24 protein-coding genes and 1 tRNA gene are annotated in these 25,314 nt (G+C 65.6%); 4 read left to right on the forward strand and 21 right to left on the reverse strand.

From position 1 onward, the window contains the following. Nucleotides 1–2: 2 nt before the first annotated feature. The 21 genes from nuoL to tsaD all read right to left on the reverse strand — a co-directional run bounded on the left by nuoL (nucleotide 3) and on the right by tsaD (nucleotide 20,656). A complete protein-coding gene (nuoL, locus tag AB7P10_RS18400) occupies nucleotides 3–2,036 on the reverse strand; it encodes an NADH-quinone oxidoreductase subunit L (protein ID WP_428295295.1) in 2,034 nt (677 codons plus the stop codon). Between the two features lie 43 nt (nucleotides 2,037–2,079). Then, a complete protein-coding gene (nuoK, locus tag AB7P10_RS18405) occupies nucleotides 2,080–2,388 on the reverse strand; it encodes an NADH-quinone oxidoreductase subunit NuoK (protein WP_204735475.1) in 309 nt (102 codons plus the stop codon). Beyond that, nucleotides 2,385–3,044, reverse strand: a complete 660-nt coding sequence (locus tag AB7P10_RS18410; RefSeq protein ID WP_428295296.1) for an NADH-quinone oxidoreductase subunit J — start codon at nucleotides 3,042–3,044, stop codon at nucleotides 2,385–2,387. Before AB7P10_RS18410 ends, nuoK begins: the two co-directional genes overlap by 4 nt. A gap of 78 nt (nucleotides 3,045–3,122) precedes the next feature. After that, on the reverse strand, nucleotides 3,123–3,635 hold the full coding sequence (gene nuoI, locus AB7P10_RS18415) for an NADH-quinone oxidoreductase subunit NuoI (protein WP_428295297.1): 513 nt from the start codon (nucleotides 3,633–3,635) through the stop codon (nucleotides 3,123–3,125). 20 nt (nucleotides 3,636–3,655) lie between these two features. After that, a complete protein-coding gene (nuoH, locus tag AB7P10_RS18420) occupies nucleotides 3,656–4,738 on the reverse strand; it encodes an NADH-quinone oxidoreductase subunit NuoH (RefSeq protein WP_428295298.1) in 1,083 nt (360 codons plus the stop codon). After that, nucleotides 4,735–6,867 carry an NADH-quinone oxidoreductase subunit NuoG gene (gene nuoG / locus AB7P10_RS18425; protein WP_428295299.1) on the reverse strand — a complete coding sequence of 711 codons (2,133 nt, stop codon included), beginning with the start codon at nucleotides 6,865–6,867 and terminating at the stop codon, nucleotides 4,735–4,737. The genes nuoH and nuoG overlap by 4 nt, the downstream gene beginning before the upstream one ends. 22 nt (nucleotides 6,868–6,889) lie before the next feature. Next, nucleotides 6,890–8,260, reverse strand: a complete 1,371-nt coding sequence (gene nuoF, locus AB7P10_RS18430; protein ID WP_428295300.1) for an NADH-quinone oxidoreductase subunit NuoF — start codon at nucleotides 8,258–8,260, stop codon at nucleotides 6,890–6,892. Beyond that, nucleotides 8,257–8,772 carry an NADH-quinone oxidoreductase subunit NuoE gene (nuoE, locus tag AB7P10_RS18435; RefSeq protein WP_428295301.1) on the reverse strand — a complete coding sequence of 172 codons (516 nt, stop codon included), beginning with the start codon at nucleotides 8,770–8,772 and terminating at the stop codon, nucleotides 8,257–8,259. The genes nuoF and nuoE overlap by 4 nt, the downstream gene beginning before the upstream one ends. After that, on the reverse strand, nucleotides 8,769–10,022 hold the full coding sequence (locus AB7P10_RS18440; protein WP_428295302.1) for an NADH-quinone oxidoreductase subunit D: 1,254 nt from the start codon (nucleotides 10,020–10,022) through the stop codon (nucleotides 8,769–8,771). The genes nuoE and AB7P10_RS18440 overlap by 4 nt, the downstream gene beginning before the upstream one ends. A 19-nt stretch (nucleotides 10,023–10,041) precedes the next feature. Further along, nucleotides 10,042–10,665: an NADH-quinone oxidoreductase subunit C gene (locus AB7P10_RS18445; RefSeq protein ID WP_428295303.1), complete on the reverse strand. Its 624-nt coding sequence runs from the start codon at nucleotides 10,663–10,665 to the stop codon at nucleotides 10,042–10,044. 52 nt (nucleotides 10,666–10,717) lie between these two features. Further along, nucleotides 10,718–11,197 carry a NuoB/complex I 20 kDa subunit family protein gene (locus tag AB7P10_RS18450; protein WP_428295304.1) on the reverse strand — a complete coding sequence of 160 codons (480 nt, stop codon included), beginning with the start codon at nucleotides 11,195–11,197 and terminating at the stop codon, nucleotides 10,718–10,720. A gap of 39 nt (nucleotides 11,198–11,236) precedes the next feature. Further along, complete coding sequence (locus AB7P10_RS18455) at nucleotides 11,237–11,596, reverse strand: NADH-quinone oxidoreductase subunit A (protein WP_428295305.1); 360 nt, start codon at nucleotides 11,594–11,596, stop codon at nucleotides 11,237–11,239. Nucleotides 11,597–11,644: 48 nt separating this feature from the next. Beyond that, a tRNA-Leu gene (locus AB7P10_RS18460) sits at nucleotides 11,645–11,729 on the reverse strand. A gap of 156 nt (nucleotides 11,730–11,885) precedes the next feature. Next, the gene (gene secG, locus AB7P10_RS18465) at nucleotides 11,886–12,305 is read right to left on the reverse strand and encodes a preprotein translocase subunit SecG (protein ID WP_428295306.1); all 420 of its coding nucleotides are present in this window, start codon (nucleotides 12,303–12,305) and stop codon (nucleotides 11,886–11,888) included. A gap of 54 nt (nucleotides 12,306–12,359) precedes the next feature. Further along, nucleotides 12,360–13,106 (reverse strand): triose-phosphate isomerase, encoded by a 747-nt coding sequence (tpiA, locus tag AB7P10_RS18470; RefSeq protein WP_428295307.1) that lies wholly within the window; start codon nucleotides 13,104–13,106, stop codon nucleotides 12,360–12,362. A 22-nt stretch (nucleotides 13,107–13,128) separates the two neighbouring features. Then, nucleotides 13,129–14,118, reverse strand: a complete 990-nt coding sequence (locus tag AB7P10_RS18475) for an NAD(P)H-quinone oxidoreductase (protein WP_428295316.1) — start codon at nucleotides 14,116–14,118, stop codon at nucleotides 13,129–13,131. 11 nt (nucleotides 14,119–14,129) lie between these two features. After that, nucleotides 14,130–16,262 (reverse strand): polyribonucleotide nucleotidyltransferase, encoded by a 2,133-nt coding sequence (gene pnp, locus AB7P10_RS18480; protein ID WP_428295308.1) that lies wholly within the window; start codon nucleotides 16,260–16,262, stop codon nucleotides 14,130–14,132. A gap of 248 nt (nucleotides 16,263–16,510) precedes the next feature. Further along, on the reverse strand, nucleotides 16,511–16,777 hold the full coding sequence (gene rpsO / locus AB7P10_RS18485; RefSeq protein ID WP_428295309.1) for a 30S ribosomal protein S15: 267 nt from the start codon (nucleotides 16,775–16,777) through the stop codon (nucleotides 16,511–16,513). Between the two features lie 154 nt (nucleotides 16,778–16,931). Beyond that, nucleotides 16,932–18,128: a pyridoxal phosphate-dependent aminotransferase gene (locus AB7P10_RS18490; protein ID WP_428295317.1), complete on the reverse strand. Its 1,197-nt coding sequence runs from the start codon at nucleotides 18,126–18,128 to the stop codon at nucleotides 16,932–16,934. Then, the gene (locus AB7P10_RS18495; protein WP_428295310.1) at nucleotides 18,125–19,444 is read right to left on the reverse strand and encodes a branched-chain amino acid ABC transporter substrate-binding protein; all 1,320 of its coding nucleotides are present in this window, start codon (nucleotides 19,442–19,444) and stop codon (nucleotides 18,125–18,127) included. Before AB7P10_RS18495 ends, AB7P10_RS18490 begins: the two co-directional genes overlap by 4 nt. A gap of 117 nt (nucleotides 19,445–19,561) precedes the next feature. Then, nucleotides 19,562–20,656 (reverse strand): tRNA (adenosine(37)-N6)-threonylcarbamoyltransferase complex transferase subunit TsaD, encoded by a 1,095-nt coding sequence (gene tsaD, locus AB7P10_RS18500; RefSeq protein ID WP_428295311.1) that lies wholly within the window; start codon nucleotides 20,654–20,656, stop codon nucleotides 19,562–19,564. A gap of 66 nt (nucleotides 20,657–20,722) precedes the next feature. Between tsaD and AB7P10_RS18505 the strand changes: the two genes are divergently transcribed. The 4 genes from AB7P10_RS18505 to AB7P10_RS18520 form a co-directional block, all read left to right on the forward strand. Continuing rightward, nucleotides 20,723–22,009: a nitrate- and nitrite sensing domain-containing protein gene (locus AB7P10_RS18505; RefSeq protein ID WP_428295318.1), complete on the forward strand. Its 1,287-nt coding sequence runs from the start codon at nucleotides 20,723–20,725 to the stop codon at nucleotides 22,007–22,009. Between the two features lie 349 nt (nucleotides 22,010–22,358). Then, nucleotides 22,359–23,729 (forward strand): CmpA/NrtA family ABC transporter substrate-binding protein, encoded by a 1,371-nt coding sequence (locus tag AB7P10_RS18510; protein ID WP_428295312.1) that lies wholly within the window; start codon nucleotides 22,359–22,361, stop codon nucleotides 23,727–23,729. Nucleotides 23,730–23,731: 2 nt separating this feature from the next. After that, nucleotides 23,732–24,706 carry an ABC transporter permease gene (locus tag AB7P10_RS18515; protein ID WP_428295313.1) on the forward strand — a complete coding sequence of 325 codons (975 nt, stop codon included), beginning with the start codon at nucleotides 23,732–23,734 and terminating at the stop codon, nucleotides 24,704–24,706. A gap of 19 nt (nucleotides 24,707–24,725) precedes the next feature. Continuing rightward, a partial coding sequence (locus tag AB7P10_RS18520; protein WP_428295314.1) for an ABC transporter ATP-binding protein occupies nucleotides 24,726–25,314 on the forward strand: 589 nt, incomplete at its 3' end.

Below are 25,314 nucleotides of genomic sequence, written 5' to 3' on the forward strand. Positions count from 1 at the left end.
TCTTATTTGGCGAGCCAGACGAAGTACGTCATGAACAGCAGCACGCCCACGATCATGAGCAGCGCGTAGTGGTAGAGGTAGCCGGTCTGCGCACGGCGCACCACCGAGGACACCGCGCCCACGATCTTCCAGCTGGCATTGACGACGCCGCCTTCGATCACGCCACGGTCACCGCCCTTCCACAGTCCGACACCCAGGCCGCGCGCAGCCCGCGCGAGCACGTTTTCGTTGAACCAGTCCATGTAGTACTTGTTCTCCAGCACCACCACGATCGGGCGCAGCGCGCGGCCGATGGCGGCCGGCACGGCCGGGTTGATCAGGTACATGTACCAGGCACACACCGCGCCCGCCAGGGCCAGGTACAGCGGTGGCGTGGAGAACCCGTGCAGCGCCATGGCCAGCGGGCCGTGGAAGATTTCGGCAAACTTCGCCATCGCGGGGTGTGCTGCGGTGTCGATGGTGATCGCGTCCTTCAGAAACTCGCCAAAGAGCATGGGCTGGATCGTCATGAAACCGATGACCACCGACGGAATGGCCAGCAGCAGCAAGGGCACCGTGACCACCCACGGGGATTCGTGGGGTTTGCCATCGCCATGCCCGTGGTCGTCGCCATGGTGGTCGTCGTGGTGGCCATGGTGCGCGTCCGGGTTCTGGTCATAGCGCTCCTGGCCATGGAACACGAGGAAGTAGAGCCGGAACGAATAGAACGAGGTGACGAACACGCCGGCCAGCACGGCAAGGTAGGCGAAGCCCGAAGCCGGCAGGTTGCTGAAGTGCACCGCCTCGATGATGCTGTCCTTGGAGTAGAAGCCCGCAAACAGCGGCGTGCCGATCAGCGCCAGCGTGCCCAGCAGCGAGGTGATCCAGGTGATGGGCATGTACTTGCGCACGCCGCCCATCCAGCGGATGTCCTGGTTGTGGTGCAGGCCCATGATGACCGAGCCGGCCGCGAGGAACAGCAGCGCCTTGAAGAAGGCGTGCGTCATGAGGTGGAACACCGCCACCGAATAGGCCGAGGCGCCCAGCGCCACCGTCATGTAGCCCAGCTGCGAGAGCGTGGAATAGGCCACCACGCGCTTGATGTCGTTCTGGATGATGCCCAGGAAGCCCATGAAGAGTGCGGTGATCGCACCGATGACCATGATGAAGTTCAGTGCCGTGTCCGAGAGCTCGAACAGCGGCGACATGCGCGCCACCATGAAGATGCCGGCGGTCACCATGGTCGCGGCATGGATCAGCGCCGAGATCGGCGTGGGACCTTCCATGGAGTCGGGCAGCCACACATGCAGCGGGAACTGCGCACTCTTGCCCATGGCGCCGATGAACAGGCAGATGCAGATGACGGTGATCAGCAACCAGTCCGTGCCCGGGAAACCGAGTTGACCGAGCTCGGGCGCCTTGGCGAACACCTCGGTGTAGTTCATGGTACCGGCGTAGGCCACGATGAGGCCGATGCCCAGGATGAAGCCGAAGTCCCCCACCCGGTTGACCACGAAGGCCTTCATGTTGGCGAAGATCGCCGTGGGCTTGTTGAACCAGAACCCGATCAGCAGGTAGGACACCAGGCCCACCGCTTCCCAGCCGAAGAACAGCTGCAGCAGGTTGTTGCTCATGACCAGCATGAGCATGGAGAAGGTGAACAGCGAGATGTAGGCGAAGAAGCGGTTGTAGCCGTCGTCTTCCTCCATGTAGCCGATGGTGTAGAGATGCACCATGAGCGAGACGAAGGTGACCACCACCATCATCATGGCCGTCAGGCCGTCGACCAGGAAACCGATTTCCATCTTCAGGCCGCCCACCACCATCCAGGTGTAGATGGTCTCGTTGAAGCGCGCGCCATCGATCGCCACGCTCTTGAGCGTCGACGCCGAGAGGATGAAGGCGATCAGCACACCCAGAATGGTGAGCGTGTGCGAGGCGCGACGGCCAATCACGTTGCCGCCGAAGGTGGTGCCCAGAATGCCGGCGAGCGCGGCTCCCACCAGCGGAGCCAGTGGGACGGCGAGCAGGGTGCTTGCAGAGAGGGTAGTGCTCATGGGGTTCTTGCCTGAGTTCTCGTGTGGGGTGGCCCTGGCCTCATCAACCCTTGAGGGTGTTGAGCTCTTCGACGCTGATCGACGATTTGTTGCGGAACAGCAGCACCAGAATGGCCAGGCCGATCGCCGATTCGGCGGCGGCCACGGTCAGGATGAAAAACACGAAGACCTGGCCGTGCATGTCACCCAGGAAATGCGAGAAGGCCACGAAGTTCATGTTCACGGCCAGCAGCATCAGCTCGATGGCCATGAGCAGCACAATGAGGTTCTTGCGGTTGAGGAAGATGCCCACCACCGATATGGCGAAAAGGATCGCGCCCACAGCGAGGAAGTGGCCCAGGGTGACGGTCATGGCTTGTTGCCCTCCTCGGAGCTTGCCGCATCACCGGCGGGAACGGCCTTTTGCGTAGCGGCCATCGGCAGCACCACCAGACGATCGCTGGCGCGCACATGCACCTGCAGGCCCGGGTTGATGGCCTTGCTGTCCTTGCGCTGCCGCAGGGTCAGTGCAATGGCGGCAATCATCGCCACCAGCAGGATCACGGCCGCCACCTCGATCGGGTAGAGGTACTCGGTGTAGAGCAGCACGCCGAGTTCACGGGTGTTGGAATAGCCTGCCGCGTTGACGCCCACGCCCGCAGCGTCGGGACTGGCCGCGATGGACGGGAAGCCGGCCCATAGCACGGCAATGAGTTCTGCCGCTACCAATGCACCCAGCAGGGCCGCCAGCGGAAAATGTTTCCAGAAACCCTGGCGCACCGCGTCCAGGTTGATGTCGAGCATCATCACGACGAACAGGAAGAGCACCATCACGGCGCCCAGGTACACCAGCACCAGTGTGATGCCGAGGAATTCGGCCTTGAGCAGCAGCCACAGCGCGGCGGCCTGCGAGAACGCGAGCATGAGGAACAGCACGGCATGCACCGGGTTGCGCGCGGTGATCACGCGGTAGCCGGCAAACAGCAGCACCGCGGCAAACAGGTAGAAAAAGCCGGTCTGGTAGTCCATGTCTTGATTCGGCGTTGAGCGTTTCGATTCGGGGATCTGAAGGACGCTGAACGCACACCGCTCAACGCCCGATCCCCATCAGCGGTAGGGGGCGTCGGAGGCCCGGGCGGCGGCGATCTCGGATTCGTAGCGGTCACCCACGGCCAGCAGCATCTCCTTGGTGAAGTACAGGTCACCTCGCTTTTCGCCGTGGTACTCGAAGATGTGTGTCTCGACGATGGAATCGACGGGGCAGCTTTCCTCGCAGAAACCGCAGAAGATGCACTTGGTCAGGTCGATGTCGTAGCGGGTGGTGCGGCGCGAACCGTCGTCGCGCACGTCGGATTCGATGGTGATCGCCATCGCCGGGCACACGGCCTCGCAGAGCTTGCAGGCGATGCAGCGCTCTTCGCCGTTTTCGTAGCGGCGCAATGCGTGCAGGCCCCGAAAACGCGGCGACAACGGTGTTTTTTCCTCGGGAAACTGCACGGTGATCTTGCGCTGGAAGGCGTAGCGGCCAGTCAGGGCCATTCCCTTGAACAGTTCCACCAGCAGGAAACTGTTGAAGAAATCGCGGAAAGAGAAAGGCGCTACGGCGGTGGTGGTGGACATGGTGGTCATTCGCCCGGTTTTTATTTCCAGATGTTCCACGGCGTCTGCATCAGCGCGCCCACGAGCAGCAGCCAGATCAGCGTGACGGGAATGAAAATCTTCCAGCCCAGACGCATGATCTGGTCATAGCGGAAGCGCGGGAAGGTGGCGCGGATCCAGATGAACATGGACACCACGACACAGGTCTTGATGCCAAGCCAGATCCAGCCGGGCACCCAGTTGAACAGGGCACTGTCGATCGGTGGCAGCCAGCCGCCAAGGAACATCAACACGGCCAGCACGGACACCAGCCACATGCTGGCGTATTCGGCCAGGAAGAAGATCGCAAACCCCATGCCCGAGTACTCGACCATGTGGCCGGCCACGATCTCGGCCTCGCCCTCGACGACATCGAATGGGTGGCGGTTGGTTTCTGCCACGCCGGAGATAAGGTAGACGAAAAAGATTGGCAGCAAGGGAAGCCAGTTCCACGACAGGAAGTTCAAGCCCATGCCGGCGCCAATACCGCGCGACTGCGAGGCCACGATTTCGCCCAGGTGCAGGCTGCCCGCGGTCATCACGACCACAAGGAAGCAGAAGCCGATGGCGATCTCGTAGCTCACCATCTGAGCCGAGGCTCGCAGCGCGCCCAGGAAGGCGTATTTCGAGTTGGACGCCCAGCCGGCGATGATCACCCCATACACTTCGATCGAGGTGATGGCCAGGACCACCAGCAACCCTGCGTTCACGTTGGCAATGATCGCCTCGGGACCGAATGGGATGGCAACCCAGGCGGCCAGCGCCGGCATGATGGCCATGATCGGGCCCAGGCGGAACAAGCCATTGCTCGCGGCACTCGGACGGATCAGTTCCTTGGTCAGCAGCTTGAGCGCATCGGCAATCGGCTGCAGCAGCCCGAGCGGACCGACCCGGTTGGGTCCGTGACGCACCTGGATCCAGCCGAGCAACTTGCGTTCCCACAGCGTAAGGTAGGCCACGGCGCCCATCAGCGGCGCGAGCACGGCCACGATCTTGATCAAATTCCAGATGACGGGCCAGGCGCCGGTCGTCCACCAGGGGGCGGCAATCAGGCCCAGGCCGCCGTTGTACATCCAATCGATCACGCTGCAGCTCCTTCCAGGGCCTGGGCGGCGCGCGCGTCGGCGGTCAGTTGCAGGGCGGTCGAGCGGCGCACAAGGCCATCGAGCTGGTAGATTGAGGCCACGCAGGGCTCGACCGTGGCAGCCGCCGTGTCGATCGCGGCGCTGCCAGCGTTCGACAGGCGTGCGGCATCGACCACATGGCCGGCCGCCACGCCGGGCAGCGCATCGGCCAGCACGGCCTGCGACGAGTCGGCATCAAAGCCCGACAGGCCCAGCAGGTTGCCGAGCACACGCAGCACCTTCCAGGCCGGGCGGGTGTCTCCCAGCGGTCTCACGACCGCGTGGAAGCCCTGCAGGCGTCCTTCGGCATTGACGAAGGAACCCGAGGTTTCCGTGAACGGCGCGATCGGCAGCAGCACATCGCTGACGTCGAGGTTGGTCTTGAAGGGACTGAGCGTGACCACCATGCCGCTGGACGCCAGACCTGCGGCGCCGGCGGCCGTGTCGTGGGCCGGTTCGGTGTTGAGCAGAAGGGTGGCCTTGAGCGCGCCGCCGAGCATCTGAGCGGCATTCAGCCCGCCCTGCCCCGGCAAGGCATTGAGCAGTTGAGCGCCCACGGTGTTGGCGGCTTCGCTGAGGTAGCCCACGCTGGCACCGGTGTGCTGTGCGATCCAGTTCGCCAGCGCCAGCAGGCTCGATGCCTTGGCATGGTGCGCGGCGGCGTTGCCGAGCAGGATGGCCTTGCGCTCACCGCCCAGCAGCGACTTCGCCACCGCACGGTGCACGTCATTCACGTCGGCGGCCACCGGTGCCGTGGCACCCGTCTCGGCGGCCACGGCTGCGGCGATGCCAGCCAATGCCGAGACCCAGACCGTGCTGTCAGCCAGCAACACGTTCTTCAGCGGCATGGCCCAGTCCTGTGCCGCGGCGTTGAGCACGCTGACCTGCGCACCCTTGCGCTGGGCCTGCCGGATGCGCTGCGCAAACAGGGGGTGGTCCTTGCGCAGGTTGGAACCCACCACCAGCACGCGCTGCAGTGTGGACAGCGCGGCGATCGGCATCCCCAGCCAGCGCGCCGCACCTGTCGGCGCAGCATTGGAGAAGTCGGCATGGCGCAAGCGGGTGTCGATGTTCTGGCTGCCCAGGCCGCGCACCAGCGCGCCCGCCAGGGCCAGTTCCTCGAGCGTGCTGTGCGGGCTGGCCAGCACACCGATCGCGCCCGCCCCGTGTTCTGCCCTGACCTGCCTGAGGCCATTGGCCACGTATTCCAGCGCGGTCTGCCAGTCGACCGTGTGCCACTCACCACCCTGCTTGAGCATGGGCGTGGTCAGGCGGTCTTCGCTGTTGACGGCTTCGTACGAGAAGCGGTCGCGGTCGGCAATCCAGCACTCGTTGACGGCCTCGTTCTCCAGCGGCACCACGCGCATGACCTTGTGGTTCTTGACCTGCACGATCAGGTTGGCGCCGGTCGAATCATGCGGGCTCACGCTCTTGCGGCGCGAGAGTTCCCAGGTGCGTGCGCTGTAGCGGAAAGGTTTGCTGGTGAGCGCGCCGACCGGGCAGATGTCGATCATGTTGCCCGAGAGTTCGGAGTCCACCGAGGCGCCCACGAAAGTTTCGATCTCGGCATGCTCGCCACGGTGCGACATGCCCAGCTCCATGACGCCGGCCACTTCCTGGCCGAAGCGCACGCAGCGGGTGCAGTGGATGCAGCGGCTCATCTCCTCCATCGAGATGAGGGGCCCCACGTCCTTGTGGAACACCACGCGCTTCTCTTCTTCGTAGCGCGAACCCGAACTGCCATAGCCGACGGCCAGATCCTGCAGTTGACATTCGCCGCCCTGGTCGCAGATCGGGCAGTCCAGCGGGTGGTTGATGAGCAGGAACTCCATCACCGACTGCTGGGCCTTGATCGCCTTGTCGCTCTTGGTGCGCACGATCATGCCCTGCGTGACGGGCGTGGCGCAGGCGGGCATGGGCTTGGGCGCCTTCTCGACTTCAACCAGGCACATGCGGCAGTTGGCCGCGATGGAGAGCTTCTTGTGGTAGCAGAAGTGCGGGACGTAGGTTCCCGCCTTCTCGGCTGCATGCATGACCATGCTGCCCGCGGGCACTTCCACCTTCTTGCCGTCGAGTTCGATTTCAACCATGGTGTTTCTCTTATCCCGCTGATCAGGAGACCTGCGCGGCATTCGCCGCATGGATCTTGGCCTCGAACTCGTGGCGGAAGTGTTTGATCATGGCGCGCACCGGCATGGCCGCCGCATCGCCCAGGGCGCAGATGGTGCGTCCCATGATGTTCTCGGCCACGTTGTCGAGCAATGCCATGTCGGCCGGCTTGCCTAGCCCCCGGTCGATCCGGTCGACCATGCGCCAGAGCCAGCCCGTGCCTTCTCGGCAGGGCGTGCACTGGCCGCAGGACTCGTGCATGTAGAAGTAGGACAGGCGCTTGAGCGACTCGACCATGCAGCGCGAGTCGTCCATCACGATGACCGCGCCCGAGCCCAGCATGGAGCCGGCCTTGGCGATGGAGTCGTAGTCCATCGTGCATTCCATCATGATGTGCGCGGGCAGCACCGGCGCGGACGAACCGCCCGGGATCACGGCCTTGAGGGTACGTCCCTTGCGCACACCACCGGCAAGTTCCAGCAGCTTGCTGAACGGCGTACCCAGGGGCACCTCGTAGTTGCCCGGCAACTCCACGTCGCCACTGACCGAATAGATCTTGGTGCCGCCGTTGTTCGGCTTGCCGCACTCAAGGTAGGCCTGGCCGCCGTTGCGGATGATCCAGGGCACCGCGGCAAAGGTCTCGGTGTTGTTGATGGTGGTGGGCTTGCCGTACAGGCCGAAGCTGGCCGGAAACGGAGGCTTGAAGCGCGGCTGACCCTTCTTGCCTTCGAGCGATTCCAGCAGCGCGGTTTCCTCGCCGCAGATGTAGGCGCCAAAACCGTGGGCGGCGTGCAGCTGGAAGTTGAAGCCGCTGCCCATGATGGCGTCGCCCAGAAAACCGGCGGCCCGCGCCTCTTCCAGCGCGAGCTCGAAGCGGTCATAGGCTTCGAAGATCTCGCCGTGGATGTAGTTGTAGCCCACGCTGATGCCCATCGCATAGGCGGCGATGGCCATGCCCTCGATCACGATGTGCGGGTTGTAGAGCAGGATGTCGCGGTCCTTGCAGGTGCCCGGCTCGCCTTCGTCCGAGTTGCACACCAGGTACTTCTGCCCGGGGAACTGGCGTGGCATGAAGCTCCACTTCAGACCCGTGGGAAAGCCTGCGCCGCCACGACCGCGCAGCGCCGATTCCTTCAGGGTGGCGATGACCTGGTCCTGCGTCATGCCGGCAACAGGCGGGTCGCCGGCCGGAGGTGCGCCGTCCTGACCCAGCACCTTGCGCAGCGCCTGGTAGCCACCGCGGGCCACGTAGTCCTTCAACGACCAGTTGCTGCCATCGAGGCCGGCGTAGATCTGCGGCTCGATGTGCCGGCCATGAAAGCAGGTCTGCACGCCAGTGGCGCGGAACTGGGCGAGGATCTGTTCGGCGTTCATGCCTGTCCCTCCGAAGCACGCAGGCCATCGATCAGCTGATCGAGCTTGTCGTTGCTCATGAAGCTGCACATGTGGCGGTCGTTGACCAGCATCACCGGCGAGTCGGCACAGGCACCCAGGCATTCGCTCTGCTGCAGCGTGAACAGACCGTCTGCCGTGGTCTCGCCCATGGTGATGCCCAGCTTCTGCTCGAGGTGGTGCAAGGCCTTGCTGCCGTCGCGCAATTGGCACGGCAGGTTGGTGCAGACGTTGAGCTTGAACTTGCCCAGCGGCTGCTGGTTGTACATGTTGTAGAAGGTCGTGACCTCGTGCACCGCGATCGGCTCCATGCGCAGGTAGGCGGCGAGTGCGGCTTCGGCGGCCGTGCTCACATGGCCTTGTTCCTGCTGGATGATGGCCAGGCAGGCCATCACGGCCGACTGGCGCTGCTCATCGGGATACTTCGCGACCTCGCGATCGAAGCGCTGAAGGGTCGCGCCGGAAAAGGACACGGGCGTGGCGGCGGTGCTCATCGGTCGATCTCTCCGAAAACGATGTCCATGGTGCCGATGATGGCCACCGCGTCGGCCAGCATGTGGCCACGGGCCATCTCGTCCATGGTCGCGAGGTGCGCGAAACCGGGCGCGCGGATTTTCAGGCGGTAGGGCTTGTTGGCGCCGTCGCTGACGAGGTAGATGCCGAATTCGCCCTTGGGGTGTTCGACCGCCGCATAGGCCTCGCCCTCGGGGACATGGAAGCCTTCGGTGAAAAGCTTGAAGTGGTGGATCAGCTCTTCCATGTTGGCTTTCATGGCCTCGCGCGCAGGTGCCGCCACCTTGTGGTTGTCGGTGATCACCGGACCCGGATTGGCGCGCAACCACTTCACGCATTGCTTGATGATGCGGTTGGACTGCTTCATCTCTTCCATGCGCACGAGATAGCGGTCGTAGCAGTCACCGGTCTTGCCCACGGGAATGTCGAAGTCGAGTTCGCCGTAGACGTCATAGGGCTGCTTCTTGCGCAGGTCCCAGGCGATGCCGGAGCCTCGCAGCATCGGGCCTGTCATGCCCAGGTTGAGCGCGCGCTCGGGCGTGACCACGCCGATGCCGACGGTGCGCTGTTTCCAGATGCGGTTGTCGGTCAGCAGCGTGTGGTACTCGGCCAGGTAGGTCGGGAAACGCCTGGTGAAGTCGTCGATGAAATCCAGCAGGGAACCCTGGCGGTTGGTGTTCATCTGTTCCATCGCGCGCGCATTGCGGATCTTGCTGTGCTTGTACTGCGGCATGGTGTCCGGCAGGTCGCGGTAGACACCGCCGGGACGGAAGTAGGCCGCGTGCATGCGCGCGCCTGAGACCGCCTCGTACATGTCGAACAGGTCCTCGCGCTCGCGGAACGCGTAGATCAGGATGGTGGAACTACCGCAGTCATTGCCGTGCGATCCCAGCCACATCAGGTGGTTGAGCAGGCGCGTGATCTCGCTGAACATGACGCGGATGTACTGCGCCCGGATCGGCACGTCGATGCCCAGCAGCTTCTCGATCGCCAGGCAGTAGGCGTGCTCGTTGCTCATCATGGACACGTAGTCGAGACGGTCCATGTACGGCAGCGACTGGATGTAGGTCTTGTGCTCAGCCAGCTTCTCGGTGGCGCGGTGCAGCAGACCGATGTGCGGGTCGGCGCGCTGCACGACCTCGCCATCAAGTTCGAGCACGAGACGCAGCACGCCGTGCGCGGCCGGGTGCTGCGGACCGAAGTTCAGGGTGTAGTTCTTGATCTCTGCCATGTCGGTGCGTGCCGCGGTATCAGTGCAGGCCGCCGTAGTTGTCTTCGCGGATGATGCGCGGCGTGATCTCGCGCGGCTCGATGGTGACCGGTTCGTAGATCACACGCTGGCGCTCGGCGTCATAGCGCATCTCGACATGCCCCGAGAGCGGGAAGTCCTTGCGGAACGGGTGGCCGATGAAACCGTAGTCGGTCAGGATGCGGCGCAGGTCGTCGTGACCTTCGAACACGATGCCATACAGGTCGAAGGCCTCGCGTTCATACCAGTTGGCCGACGCCCACAGGGACGTGACGGAAGGGAGCACGGGGAAATCGTCCTCGGGGCAGAAGACGCGCACGCGCACGCGGTGGTTGTGCGTGACGGACAGCAGGTGCACGACGGCGGCAAAGCGCTGACCTTCCCAAACCCCCTCGCCATAGGTCTGGTAGTCCATGCCGCACAGGTCCACGAGTTGCTCGAAGCACGCCTGTGGGGCATCTCGAAGGGCCTGCATGACGGACAGGTAGTCGGCGGCTCGCACGACCAGGGTGACTTCGCCCCGCACCACATCGATGGACTGGGCCTGCGCACCCAGCAAATCTGCCAGGGTGTTCTTCAACACCTCGGGCTCGACAGCGCGCGAGGTCGTGGCGGAATCGGTCATGGACATACTTTCTGGGCCTCAGGCTTTCGGCGGTTCCGGGCAGCGGCGCCGCTCAGGCCCGGGCAATGGTCTGCGTGCGACGGATCTTCTGCTGCAACTGGATGATTCCGTACAGCAGGGCCTCGGCCGTGGGCGGACAGCCCGGCACGTACACGTCCACCGGCACGATGCGGTCACAGCCACGCACGACCGAATAGCTGTAGTGGTAGTAGCCGCCTCCGTTGGCGCACGAACCCATGGACAGCACCCAGCGCGGCTCGGCCATCTGGTCATAGACCTTGCGCAGGGCCGGCGCCATCTTGTTGCACAGGGTCCCGGCAACAATCATCAGATCCGACTGGCGCGGGCTGGCGCGAAACACCTCGGAGCCGAAACGACCGATGTCGTAGCGCGCAGCGGCCGCGTGCATCATCTCGACCGCGCAACAGGCCAGACCAAAGGTCATGGGCCAGAGTGAGCCAGTCTTGGCCCAGTTCACCACCGAGTCGTAGCTCGTGGTGACGAAACCTTCATTGAATACGCCTTCAATCATGAACCGCTCCGGTGCGTTCGACGCGTGTATGTACCGATGTCATTCCCAGTCCAGCGCGCCCTTCTTCCACTCGTAGGCAAAACCCACGGTGAGGATGACCAGGAACACCACGCCCGCGAAGAAGCCGGTGGCACCGATGTCTGCAAAGGCCACGGCCCAGGGGATGAGGAATGCGATTTCGAGATCGAACAGGATGAAGAGGATGGCCACAAGGTAGTAGCGCACATCGAACTTCATGCGCGCGTCCTCGAAGGCTTCGAAGCCGCATTCGTACGGCGAGTTCTTCTCGGCATCCGGCAGATTGGGACCCAGAAGGTAGCCCAGCAACTGCGGAATGATCCCGACGGCAATCCCCACCAAGATGAACAGAAGCACAGGGAGGTATTGTTCGAGACTCATCTTGGTCGATTCCGCTGACACGGCGTGGGGCCGTGTTGTTCCAAAGATTGGTGCCGACGGCGAGACTCGAACTCGCACAGCTTTCGCCACTACCCCCTCAAGATAGCGTGTCTACCAATTTCACCACGTCGGCTGGGTCTGCAATGACGGGCTCGCGAGGAATGGGTGCGGGCCCTGCTGACAACCCAAGGAGTTTACCTCGAAACCGCCCTGCTTTTTGCAGCGCAGCAGGGGATTTTCGGGCAATGCCGGCCGCCATGCGGACGGCCCGGCGCTGCCTTCGGCTGTCTCACTTGGCGGGGATCTGCGCCGCGCCCGTCGCCGGCGCAGTGACTGGCGCGGGCACGTCCGAGGGCGCGGCAGCGGGCGCCGGCGCATTGCCCGGAATCTGCTGCGCCGCCTCTGCCGGTTGAGACGCGGGCGCCATGCTGCCCTCGAGCACGCTGCCCGAACTGGGTTCGGTGCGCAAGTTGCCGAAGTAGGCCAGGCCCAGTGTGCAACCCAGGAACACCGCCGCGAGCACGGCCGTGGTGCGCGAGAGGAAGTTGGCGCCGCCCGAGGCGCCAAACAGGCTGGCCGAACCCGAACCACCCCCACCAAAGGCAGCACCCGCATCGGCACCCTTGCCGTGCTGCATGAGGATCAGGCCGATCATGCCCAGCGCGGACAGAATCTGCACCGCAAGCAGGATGGTCAACAAAGCATTCATCGTAATTCTCCGGGGATATCGGTTGTCACCGTGTCTGACACGACACGAAAAGGGTCAGGTGGCCGCGGCCACGATCTGGAGGAAGTCGGCGGCCTTGAGCGACGCGCCACCGATCAGTCCGCCGTCGATGTCGGGCTGTGCGAGCAAGCTGGCGGCGTTGGCCGCGTTCATGCTGCCCCCGTAGAGGATGTGCACGCGCTCGGGGTGCTGTGTGGCTGCGGCCAGCTGGGCACGCAGCACGGCGTGCACCTGTTGTGCCTGCTCGGGCGATGCGGTCTTGCCGGTGCCGATGGCCCACACCGGTTCATAAGCCACAACGATTTCGCTGGTGCAATGGGCGACAGCGTGGATCACCGCGGCCAGCTGGCGTTTGACCACCGCTTCGGTCTGGCCGCCTTCGCGTTCGGCCAAGGTTTCACCCACGCACACAATGGGCGTCACGCCCCCGGCGAGGGCGCGCTGCGCCTTCGCGGCCACGACCGTGTCGGTCTCGCCGTGGTACTGGCGCCGCTCCGAATGCCCCACGATGGCGTAGCGGCAGCCGAAGTCCCTGAGCATGCCCACCGACACCTCACCGGTGTAGGCGCCGCTCTCGTGGCTGGACACGTCCTGCGCACCCCAGGCGATCGGGCCGCCGTTGAGCAGTCCGGCCAGCTGGGCCAGATACGGTGCGGGCGCGCACAGGGCCACGTCGGATGCGGGCGCCTTGCCCCCCAATCCGTCGAGCATGGCGGACACCAGTGCCTCGTTCGCGGCCAGCGAACCGTTCATCTTCCAGTTGCCTGCAATCAGTTTCTTCATCTGTGTGTCTCCGGGAACGCCCTCAGGCCCAGCTCAGCACGATCTTGCCAACGTGCTGGTTGGACTCCATGAGCGCGTGGGCCTCGGCAGCCTGTGCGGCAGGAAACACCTGGTGGATCACCGGCTTGATGCGTCCATCGGCCAGCAAAGGCCAGACCTGCCTGCGCAGCGAAGCCGCGATCGAGGCCTTGAACGCCACTGGCCGCGGACGCAGCGTCGAGCCGGTAATGGTCAGGCGCCGGCGCAGCACCAGGCCGGCATTGAACTCGGCCTTGACGCCGCCCTGCACGGCGATGATCACCAGCCGGCCGTCTTCGGCCAGGCATTCGATCTCGCGCGACACGTAGGCACCCGCGACCATGTCGAGGATCACATCGACCCCTCGCTTGCCCGTGAGTTCGGCCACCACGGCGACGAAATCCCGCGTCTTGTAGTTGATGGCGTGGTCGGCACCGAGCGCGAGGCAGGCGGCACACTTGTCATCACTGCCGGCGGTGGCGATCACGCGCGCGCCCAGCGCCTTGGCCATCTGGATCGCTGTCACGCCAATGCCGCTGGTGCCGCCCTGCACCAGCAAGGTCTCGCCCGGCTGCAGACGGCCCCTGTCGAACGCATTGCTCCAGACGGTGAAGAACGTCTCCGGCAAGGAAGCAGCGGCCACGTCCTCCAGTCCCTGAGGCACCGGCAGGCACTGGCCCACGGGGGCCACGCACCACTGCGCATAGCCACCACCCGCGACGAGCGCACACACGCGATCGCCAATCTTCAGGTCCGCAGCGGCCATGGCGGCCTCATCACCCGATTCGATGACGCCCGCCACTTCGAGACCGGGAAGGTCGGACGCGCCGGGTGGCACCGGGTAGTTGCCGGTGCGCTGCAGCACGTCGGGGCGGTTCACGCCCGAGGCGCTGACACGGATCAGCACCTCGCCCGCGCCGGGTGCCGGCACGGGGCGTTCAGCCACCCGCAAGACCTCCGGCCCACCAAAGGCGCGGATCTCCACCGCTTGCATGACCGCCGGCATCACTGCTGTTGTTGTTGCTGCGCTGCCTGCTCGCCGCTGTGGCGTTCGGCCAGTGCCTTCATGGACAGCTTGACGCGGCCTTTCTCATCGGTCTCGAGCACCTTCACGCGCACGACCTGGCCTTCGGTCAGGTAGTCGGTGACCTTCTCGACGCGCTCGTGGGCGATCTGGCTGATGTGCAGCAGGCCGTCTTTACCGGGCAGCAGGTTGATCAGGGCACCGAAGTCCAGAATCTTGGTGACCGGGCCTTCGTAGACCTTGCCCACTTCCACCTCGGCCGTGATTTGCTCGATGCGGCGCTTGGCCTCGTCGGCCTTGGCCGAGTCGGTCGAGGCGATGGTGATGGTGCCGTCTTCGTCGATGTTGATCTGCGTGCCGGTTTCCTCGGTCAGCGCGCGGATGACGGCGCCGCCCTTGCCGATCACGTCGCGGATCTTTTCCGGATTGATCTTCATGGTGAAGAGCTTGGGCGCGAAGTTGGAGACCTCGGTCTTGGCTTCGCCCATGGCTTCCTGCATCTTGCCCAGGATGTGCATGCGCGCTTCCTTGGCCTGCGCAAGGGCAACCTGCATGATCTCCTTGGTAATGCCCTGGATCTTGATGTCCATCTGCAGCGCGGAGATGCCATTGGTCGTGCCGGCGACCTTGAAGTCCATGTCGCCCAGGTGATCTTCGTCACCCAGGATGTCGGTCAGCACGGCGAAACGGTTGCCGTCCTTGATCAGGCCCATGGCGATGCCGGCCACATGGGCCTTCATCGGCACGCCGGCGTCCATCAGTGCCAGGCAGCCGCCGCAGACCGACGCCATCGACGACGAACCGTTGGACTCGGTGATTTCCGAGACCACGCGCATCGTGTAGGGGAAGTCTTCCTTGCTCGGCAGCGCGGCGATCAGCGCGCGCTTGGCCAGGCGGCCGTGGCCGATTTCGCGGCGTTTCGGGGTACCGAAGCGGCCCGCCTCACCGGTGGCGAAGGGGGGCATGTTGTAGTGCAGCATGAAGCGGTCTTCGAACTCGCCGGCCAGCGCGTCGATGCGCTGCGCGTCGCGGTCGGTGCCCAGCGTGGCCACCACCAGCGCCTGCGTCTCGCCACGCGTGAACAGGGCAGAGCCGTGCGTGCGCGGCAGCACGCCGTTGCGGATCTCGATGGCACGCACGGTGCGCGTGTCGCGCCCGTCGATGCGGGGCTCGCCGGCCAGAATCTGGCCGCGCACGATACCGGCCTCGATCTCGAACAGCAGGGCTTCCACCGCCACGCTGTCGAACTCCACGCCTTCGGCCTTCAGGCCGGCCATGACGTCGGCATAGGCGGCGCGGCAAGCCTGGGTGCGGGCCTGCTTGTTGCGGATCTGGTAGGCGGCTTCGAGCTTGGCCTTGGCCAGGCCTTCGACCTTGGCGATCAACGGCTCGTCCTTGGCCGGTGGCTGCCAGTCCCAGGCCGGCTTGCCAGCGTCGCGCACCAGGTCGTTGATGGCGGCGATGGCGATCTTGCCCATGTCGTGGCCATAGACCACGGCGCCCAGCATCACTTCCTCGGACAGCTGGTCGGCTTCGGATTCGACCATCAGCACGGCGGCTTCGGTACCGGCGACCACCAGGTCGAGCTGGCTGTCCTTCAACTGGGTCTGACCCGGGTTGAGCACATACTCGCCATTCACATAGCCCACACGCGCGGCACCGATCGGGCCATTGAATGGAATGCCGCTGATGGACAAGGCGGCGGAGGTGGCGATCATCGCGGCGATGTCGGCCTGCACTTCAGGGTTCAGGCTGACGACGTGCACGATCACCTGCACTTCGTTGTAGAAGCCTTCGGGGAACAGCGGGCGGATCGGGCGATCGATCAGGCGGCAGGTCAGCGTCTCGAGCTCGCTGGGACGGCCTTCGCGCTTGAAGAAGCTGCCGGGAATCTTGCCGGCGGCGTAGGACTTCTCGGTGTAGTCCACCGTCAGCGGGAAGAAGTCCTGACCGGCCTTCGCTTCGGTCTTGGCCACCACGGTGGCCAGCACCACGGTGTCATCGATGTTGACCAGCACGGCGCCGGTGGCCTGGCGCGCGACTTCGCCCGTTTCCATCGTGACCTGGTGCGGGCCCCACTGGAAGCTCTTGGTGACCTTGTTGAACATGCTCATGGTGTCTCTCCGTTAAACGCCCCCGCCGATGGCGGATGGCTCAGCGTGCAGCGTGGCTGCACAAAACCCGGAGGCACAACCCAGAACACGATGCCATTCCAGAAGGGCTGCACACGGCACAACCCGTTTGGAATGACACAGCTTCGCTCTGTTGTCGGGACTCCGGAATCAAAAAGGGCGCGTGACAAGCAAAAAACGCCCGAGCCAGCGAACCAACTCAGGCGTTTCGTGCGTCACAGCCAGCCCACTTACTTGCGCAGGCCCAGCTTCTTGATCAGGGCAAGGTAGCGCTCTGCGTCCTTGGACTTCAGGTAGTCGAGCAGCTTGCGGCGGCGGCTCACCATGCGCAGCAGGCCGCGACGGCCATGGTGATCCTTGGCGTGCGTCTTGAAGTGCGGGGTGAGTTCATTGATGCGGGCGGTCAGCAGTGCGACTTGCACTTCTGGGCTGCCGGTGTCGTTGGCGGCGCGGGCGTTGTCCGCGACCACTTCGGCTTTGATGGACTGGGCGATCATTTGGGTTTCCTTGGCCAGTTGCCTGGCGTTACGTGCGTCCCGTCGCAGCCGGCAGGCGCCGAACCGGGTGCGGCACCTCAGCCGCAGCGGGCGTGAAGTTGCCATCCGTGAAGACAGCAACCGGCGATTATAGACCAGAAGGCCCTGCCACGCTTCAGGGCGTCAGCCAGCGGCCCAGAAGATCCACGCCCTGCTCCAGGCGGGTTGTGTCCCGGCTCGCGAAGCACCAGCGCAGCCAGCCCGCCGCCTCTGGGCCGAACGCGCTGCCCGGCGCCAGGCCCAGGCCGGCCTCGCGCACCAGGCGCTTGGCGGTCTCGAGGCAGTCGTCATGCCCCGCCAGCCGGAAAAAGGCGTACATGCCACCCAGCGGCTCGGCCAGCGTGACGCCGGGCAGCGCGCGCAGGCGCGGCACCAGGGTGTCCCGGCAGGTCCGCAGATGGTCCACGAGCGCGGGCGTCACCTCCTGGCCACGCTGCAGCGCCGCAGCGGCCGCGCGCTGCACGAACACCGGCGCGCACGAGGTGTTGAATTCAATGAGCTTGCTGAAGGTGGCCGTCAGGGTCGCAGGCAGCACCAGCCAGCCCAGGCGCCAGCCGGTCATGAGGAAGCTCTTGGAAAAGCTGTGGGCGACGATCACCCGGTCGTCGGGCTCGACCAGGTCCAGGAAACTGGGCGCGGTGCCGCCGCCGAAATACAGGCGCTCGTACACCTCGTCGGCGAGTATCCAGGTGCCTGTGCGACGACAGTGCGCCAGGATGGCACGCTGCTCGTCGGCGTCCAGGGTCCAGCCAGTGGGGTTGTTCGGCGCGTTCACGAGCAGCATGCGCGTGCGGGGCGTGATCGCGGCCAGCAGGGCATCCAGGTCAAGCGTCCAGGCGCCGGCGCGCGGCCCTTCGGTCTGCACGCGCAGGGGCACGCGCCGAACCTGCGCACCCATGATCAGGGGTTGCGCCACCAGATTGGGCCACACAGGCGTCACCGCGACCACTTCGTCGCCCGCCTGCACCAGCGCCTGCGAGGCCAGCATCAGCCCGTTGACGCCACCCGAGGTGACGGCCAGCCGGTCCACCCAGTGGGACGCGCCCCGCCCGCGGTGCAGGGCGTCGGTGTACACGGCCAGCGCCTCGCGCAGTTCCGGCAGACCCAGGTTCTGCGCGTAGAAGGTTTCCCCGGCGTGCAGCGAAGCGATGGCGGCTTCGCGGATGAAGGCCGGCGTCACCTCGTCGCTTTCCCCGAACCAGAACCTGAGCACGTCGGTTCTGCCGAGGCCTTCGTTGGCCACCTCGCGAATGCGCGAGGCTTCCAGTTGCTCCACCACGGCTCTCATCGACGGACTCTCCAGCGGTTTCAGGGTCGCTGCATGGTACAGGTGTGTGGTTGCTCGGCCTGTTGCGGACTGAGGTTGCGGATGACACGGAATCCGTAGCCCGATCCTTCGACGTCGAACTTCACCCCGGGGGCGCCCAGGCGGTCCATCACGGCCACCGCCAGCGACTGCTGGAACTGGTGGTCGGCACCGCGCATGCGGGCGCGCTGGCCAGCCAGCGTCACGTCGGCCTTTTCGAGCTGGGCCGCGATGGTGGCCGCATTGACCGGACCCTGCGCGCCGGCGCGCTCGATGGCCTGGGCCAACGATTCGATCATGAGCTGCATGCGCATGTGCACGTAGTCATCGGCGGGGCTGGGAAAACGTTCGCGGAACGCCTTGTAGAACGCCTCGGACTCGGGTGTGGGCACGTTGGGGAGCCAGTCGGCCACGGCAATCACCTTGCCGATGCCGGCCTCGCCCATGGCCGCGGGCGCACCGAGCGCGTTGCCGTAGAAGGTGTAGAAGCGGCCCTCGAAGCCGGACTCGCGCGCCGCCTTCACCAGCAGGGTCAGGTCGTTGCCCCAGTTGCCGGTCAGCACAGCCTGCGCGCCACTGGCCTTGATCTTGGCGGCATAGGGCAGGAAGTCCTTCACGCGCGCCACCGGGTGCAGCTCCTCGCCCACGATCTTCACGTCGGGGCGTTTCGCCGTGAGCTGGCTGCGCGCTTCGCGCAGCACGGCCTGGCCAAAGCTGTAGTCCTGGCCGATCAGGTAGATGCTCTTGAGCTGCGTGTCCTCGCGCAGAACGTCCATGAGCGCGCTCATGCGCATGTCGGCGTGGGCATCGAAGCGAAAGTGCCAGAAGCTGCACTTTTCGTTCGTGAGCACCGGATCGACCGCCGAGTAGTTGAGGAACAGCATCTGCCGAGCCGCATCGCGCTCGTTGTGTTTGTTGATGGCGTCGATCAGTGCACTTGCAGCCGCTGAGGAATTGCCCTGGGTGACGATGGTGATGCCGCGGTCCTGCGCCGAGCGCAGCGCCGAGAGCGCCTCCTCGGTCTGGCCCTTGCTGTCAAAGCGCTCGATCACCAGGGGGCGGTTGCCGCCCTGGGAGGCCGGCAGCTTCACGCCCCCCCTTGCGTTGACCCGCTCGGTGGCCCAGACCAGGTTGCGGAACACCGCCTCGCCCGTGTTGGCGAACGGGCCCGACAGGCCCTCGATCATGCCGATGCGGATGGGCGCGCCAGCGGCCGGCGCGGGCGCCTGGGCCAGGCCAGCGGTGGATGCCAGGGCGCCTAGAAGTGCGGCGACAAGGCCACGGCGACGCGGTGAAAACAGGGATTGGTACAAGGGTTTCATGGGAGATGGCTCCTGGGTACGGGGGCGCGGAATCCGGGTGGTCCGCGTCGACATGTCGCATATGCGACACCACCGAGAAGTCTAATTCATAATTACAGAGGATACCCTCTGGGGTGGTCAGACGGTGTCGGCAACCAGGGCCAGGTCTGCCAGGGGCCAGCGCGGCAATACGTCGAAGCGGTACCCGTGATCCTCGCCGCGTGCCAGCCCGGCTTGCGCGCGCATGCCGCCGGCCAGCGCGATCATGGCGCCGTTGTCGGTGCACAGGTGCAGTTCGGGGTAGTGCACGCGCACGCCGGCTTGGGCGCAGGCGGCGCCCAGCTGTTCGCGCAGCAGCGCATTCGCGCCCACTCCGCCAGCCACCACCAGCCGGCGCAGGCCGGTGCGGCGCACCGCCGCCATGGACTTCTTCACCAGCACCTCGACGATGGCCGCCTGCACGCCCGCAGCCACGTCGGCCTTCTGCTGCGCGGTCAATGGGTCCGCCAGATGCGGCGTGGCCGGGCCCTCGGGGCGGGCATGGGCCAGGCGCTTCACCTGGGTCAGCACCGCCGTCTTGAGGCCGGCAAAGGAAAAATCCAGGTCGCCGCTGTGCAGCAAGGGGCGCGGAAATCGGTAGACCAGCGGGTCGCCCTGCTGCGCCAGCCGTGCCAGCGCGGGGCCACCGGGGTACGGCAGGCCGAGCAGCTTGGCCGACTTGTCGAAGGCCTCGCCGGCGGCGTCGTCGATGGTTTCGCCCAGCAGGTCGTAGCGCCCCACGCCATCCACCCGCATCAACTGGCTGTGTCCACCCGAGACCAGCAGCGCCACGAACGGAAACGTGGGCGGGTCGGCACTCAGGAACGGGGACAGCAGATGGCCTTCAAGGTGGTGAACGCCGATCACCGGTTTGCCCAGCGCGAAGCCGAGCGCGCAGGCCACTCCCGAGCCGACCAGCAAGGCCCCGGCCAGGCCAGGCCCGCGGGTGTAGGCCACAGCGTCCACCGCCGACAACGGCAGCGCGGCCTGCGCCAGTACGGCGTCGGTCAGGGGCAGCACGCGGCGGATGTGGTCGCGGCTGGCGAGTTCGGGCACCACGCCGCCATAGGCCTGATGCATCTCGATCTGGCTGTGCAGCGCATGGCCCAGCAGCCGCGGCGTGCCTGTGCCACTGGCGTCGACCAGGGCGACGCCGGTTTCGTCGCAGGACGACTCGATTCCCAATATCAACATGCGGGAAGTGTACGGGCGGCACGCTTGTTGCTCGGGAAGACAATGGACCACCCTGCCTCCGCCAACATGACCTCGGGCCTGAAATTCCTCCTCGCCGCCAAGCGCTGCGAAATCGCCGAACTGCAGCAGCTCGCGCTCACCAGCGCCCTGGTCAACGTCACCGGGCGCCTGGTGCACGGCCTGCAGCGCGAGCGCGGCCTGTCCAACCTCCACCTGGGCTCGCAGGGCGCGCGCTTCGCCGACATGCGCGACAGACAGATCGAGGAATGCCAGCAGCTGGAAGCCGAACTGCGGCAGTGTTTCGACAGCCTGGACACGGAGGCCGCGCGCGTGGGCCGCGGCGCGCGCCTGTTCAGCCGCATTGCCTATGTGCTGCAGGGCCTGGACGCGCTCGGCGCCCTGCGCGAGCGCGTCCAGGCTCTGGACTGGACACCGCGACAGGCCACGGAAGCCTATGTGCGCCTGATCGCCGGGCTGCTGGCCGTGGTGTTCGAGGCGGCCGACAGCGCCAGCGACCCCGAGATCTCCCGCCTGCTGGTGGCCCTGTTCAACTTCATGCAGGGCAAGGAGTTCGCCGGCCAGGAGCGCGCGGCCGGCTCGGCCCTGTTCGCGGCCGGCCGCGCCGAGGCCGCGGAGCAGCAGCGCCTGCTGCACCTGATCGAGTCGCAGGAGCGGTGCCTGCAGGTATTCGCCGAGTTCGCGCACGCCAAGGCGGTGGACCTGTGGGCGCTCAACCAGGCCAGCGCCACCCTGGCCGAGCTGGAGCGGCTGCGCCGCGTGCTGTGCACCGCCACCCACGGAGCACCGCTCAACGTGCAACTCAGCCAGGCCTGGTTCGACTGCTGCAGCCAGCGCATCGACCGCATGAAGGCGGTGGAAGACCGCCTCGCGCTGGATCTGCTGCGTGCCTGCGAGGAAAAGATCACCGCTGCACAGGCGGAGCTGCTGACCTACGACACGCTCTACGCCTCGCCCGCGCGCGAGGCCGACGCCCTGTCCTTTTTCAAGGACATGGGTGCGCTCAGGTCGGACCCACAGGCCAACCCCGCCGCACTGGGGACCAGCGCCCAGGGCTATGGCCTCGAACTGGACCGTTCCATCCTGGAGCTGGTGCAGGCGCAGGCACGGCGTCTGCAGACCATGAGCGAAGAGCTGGATACCGTGCGCGCCAGCCTGAACGAGCGCAAGCTGATCGAACGCGCCAAGGGCCTGCTGATGGCGCACCGCCACCTCAGCGAGGAAGAGGCGCACAAGACCATGCGCCAGATGGCGATGAACCAGAACCGGCGCCTGATCGAGGTCGCGGAAACCGTGCTGTCGCTGGCCGAGGTGCTGCCCGAGCGCCGTCCCTGAGGCCCGGGCGGACACACTCGGTGTTGCAGCGCACAAAACCGGTGCGCCACCTGCCCGGCGCACCACACTGACGCCTGCCCACACCACCAGCCAGCCGCACATGCTGGGCGTTGCGTCTGATTTTTTCTTTCATATCAATGGCTTGCGCTCACCCGGGGAGATTGCCCGGGTGCTGGCACGCTCCCTGCTTTGTACGTGTCAGCAGGGTCGGAACCAAAGGCGGTTCGGGCCCCGTCCCTTCAGACACAGGACAACGGCGTCCATTTCCAGCTGATCCCGATCGGCCAGGAAATGGACGCCGTTGTGCTTTTCAGGCCCGATTTTTTTGACCCTCAGCAAGGAGTTCCCCATGACCTCTTCGTCACACAAACTCAACCGCCGGCGCTTCACCACCGGCGCGCTGGCCCTGGCCGGCGCTTTGGGCCTGCCCCTGCAGGCGCTGGCGCAGCAGGCGGGACGGCCTGAAAAGGAATCCCTGAAGTTCGGTTTCATCAAGCTCACCGACTGCGCGCCGCTGGTGGTGGCCTACGAGAAGGGTTACTTCGAGGACGAGGGGCTCAACGTGTCGCTGGAGGCGCAGGCCAACTGGAAGGTGCTGCTCGACCGCGTGATCGACGGCCAGCTCGACGGTGCGCACATGCTCGCTGGCCAGCCGCTGGGCGCCACCATCGGCTTCGGCACCAAGGCCGACATCGTCACCGCCTTCAGCATGGACCTCAACGGCAACGCCATCACGGTCTCCAACGCCGTCTGGGCCGAGATGAAGAAGCACCTGCCGATGGAAGGCGGCAAGATCGTGCACCCGATCAAGGCCGACGCGCTCAAGAAGGTCGTGGACGCCTGGAAGAAGGAGGGCAAGGCCTTCAAGATGGGCATGGTGTTCCCGGTCTCGACGCACAACTACGAGCTGCGCTACTGGCTGGCCGCGGGCGGGCTGAACCCGGGCTACTACACCGCGAGCGACATCAGCGGCACCAGCAAGGCGGACGTGCTGCTCTCGGTCACGCCGCCGCCCCAGATGCCGGCCACCATGGAGTCGGGCACCATCCACGGCTACTGCGTGGGCGAGCCCTGGAACCAGCAGGCGGTGTTCAAGGGCGTGGGTGTGCCGGTCATCACCGACGACCAGATCTGGAAGAACAACCCGGAGAAGGTGTTCGGCGTGACCGGTGCCTGGGCCAAGGCCAACCCCAACACGCATGTCGCCGTGGTCAAGGCACTGATCCGCGCCGGCCAGTGGCTCGATGCCTCCATGGCCAACCGCATCGAGGCCGTGAAGATGCTGTCCAAGTCGCAGTACGTGGGCGCTGACGAAGCCGTGATTGCCAACAGCATGACCGGCACCTTCGAATTCGAGAAAGGCGACAAGCGCCCCTCGCCCGACTTCAACGTCTTCTTCCGCAACTACGCCACCTACCCCTTCTACAGCGACGCCATCTGGTACCTCACGCAGATGCGCCGCTGGGGCCAGATCACGGAAAGCAAGCCGGACAGCTGGTACCTGGAAACGGCGAAAAAGGTCTATCTGCCCGAGGTGTACATGCAGGCCGCCAACGCACTGATCGCCGAGGGCCGGATCAAGGCCACGGACGTGCCCAAGACCGATGGCTTCAAGGGCGTGCAGGCCGGCTTCATCGACGGCGTGACCTACGACGGCCGCAAGCCCAACGACTACCTCAACAAGTTCAAGATCGGCCTGAAGGCCGCTGACAAGGTCTGACCATGGAACTCGTGCACAAGCTCCTGGGCAGCGGTGCTGCCGCCCTGCGCGATCCGCGCGAACTGGGCCGCGCCTTCATGATGTCGGTCGGGGTGCCGGTGGTGGCGTTCGCGCTTTTCCTCGTGCTGTGGTCGGTCACCGCCTCGCGCATCAACACCAGCCTGGGCGCCGTGCCAGGGCCGGCACAGGTGGCCGCCCAGGCGGTGGCGCTGGTGCAGGACCATTTCGCCGAACGCGAACGCGAGGCGGCGTTCTACGAGCGCCAGGCCAGGCGCAACAAGGAACGCCTGGCCGAAGACCCGACCTACGAGCCGCGCAACTTCCAGTGGACTGGCAAGCGCACCTACCTCGACCAGATCCTCACCAGCCTGTACACCGTGTTCGTGGGCTTCCTGCTGGCCACCGTGGTGGCCGTGCCGCTGGGCATCCTGGCCGGCACCTCGAAGATCGTGCAGGCGGCGATCAACCCGATGGTGCAGATATTCCGCCCGGTGTCACCGCTGGCCTGGCTGCCCATCGTCACGCTGATCGTCAGCGCGGTCTACGTGACCACGGGCGAGCCGATGTTCCAGAAGTCCTTCCTGATCTCGGCCATCACCGTCACGCTGTGCTCGCTGTGGACCACGCTGATCAACACCGCCGTGGGCGTGACCTCGGTCGACAAGGACCTGGTCAACGTCGGCAAGGTGCTGCAGCTGCCGCTGGCCACGCGCGTGCGCAAGATCGTGCTGCCCTCCGCCCTGCCCTTCATCTTCACCGGCATGCGCCTGTCGCTCGGCGTGGGCTGGATGGTGCTGATCGCCGCCGAGATGCTGGCGCAGAACCCGGGCCTGGGCAAGTTCGTCTGGGACGAGTTCCAGAACGGCAGCTCGGAATCGCTCAGCCGCATCATGGTGGCCGTGTTCACCATCGGTCTGATCGGCTTCGCGCTGGACCGCCTGATGCAGCTGCTGCAGCAACTGGCCACGCGCCGCTGAGCGCTCGGGAGGCCCGAACATGAATCTCGCACTCAAAGCCCGCCCGATGGAAGACGTCGACACGCCCGCAGGGCCCGTTCTCGCGGCGGTGCCCGCCACCGCCGCGCTGGAACTGCGCGGCGTCTCCAAGTCCTACGGCCAGGGCGCGCAGCGCAGCGCGGTGCTCAAGAACCTGAACCTGCGCGTGGAGGAAGGCGAATTCGTCGCCATCGTCGGCTTCTCCGGCAGCGGCAAGACCACGCTGATCAGCCTGCTCGCGGGTCTGATCACGGCGGACGAAGGCCAGGTGCTCAAGCAGGGACAGCCGATCACAGGACCGGGGCCGGACCGCGGCATCGTGTTCCAGAGCTATTCGCTCATGCCCTGGCTGAGCGTGCGCGAGAACGTGGCGCTGGCGGTGGACCGCGTGTTCGCCAGCGAAAGCGCCGCCGATCGGGCCGCGCGCGTGAAGCGCTACGTGTCGATGGTGGGCCTGACCCCAGCCATCGACAAGAAGCCCGCCCAGCTCTCCGGCGGCATGCGCCAGCGCGTCGCGGTCGCGCGCGCGCTCGCCACCGACCCCGACGTGCTGCTGCTCGACGAGCCGCTGTCGGCGCTGGACGCGCTCA

Origin of the sequence: Hydrogenophaga sp. (genome assembly GCF_050182545.1) — a bacterium.
Classification (GTDB): Bacteria; Pseudomonadota; Gammaproteobacteria; order Burkholderiales; family Burkholderiaceae_C; genus Hydrogenophaga.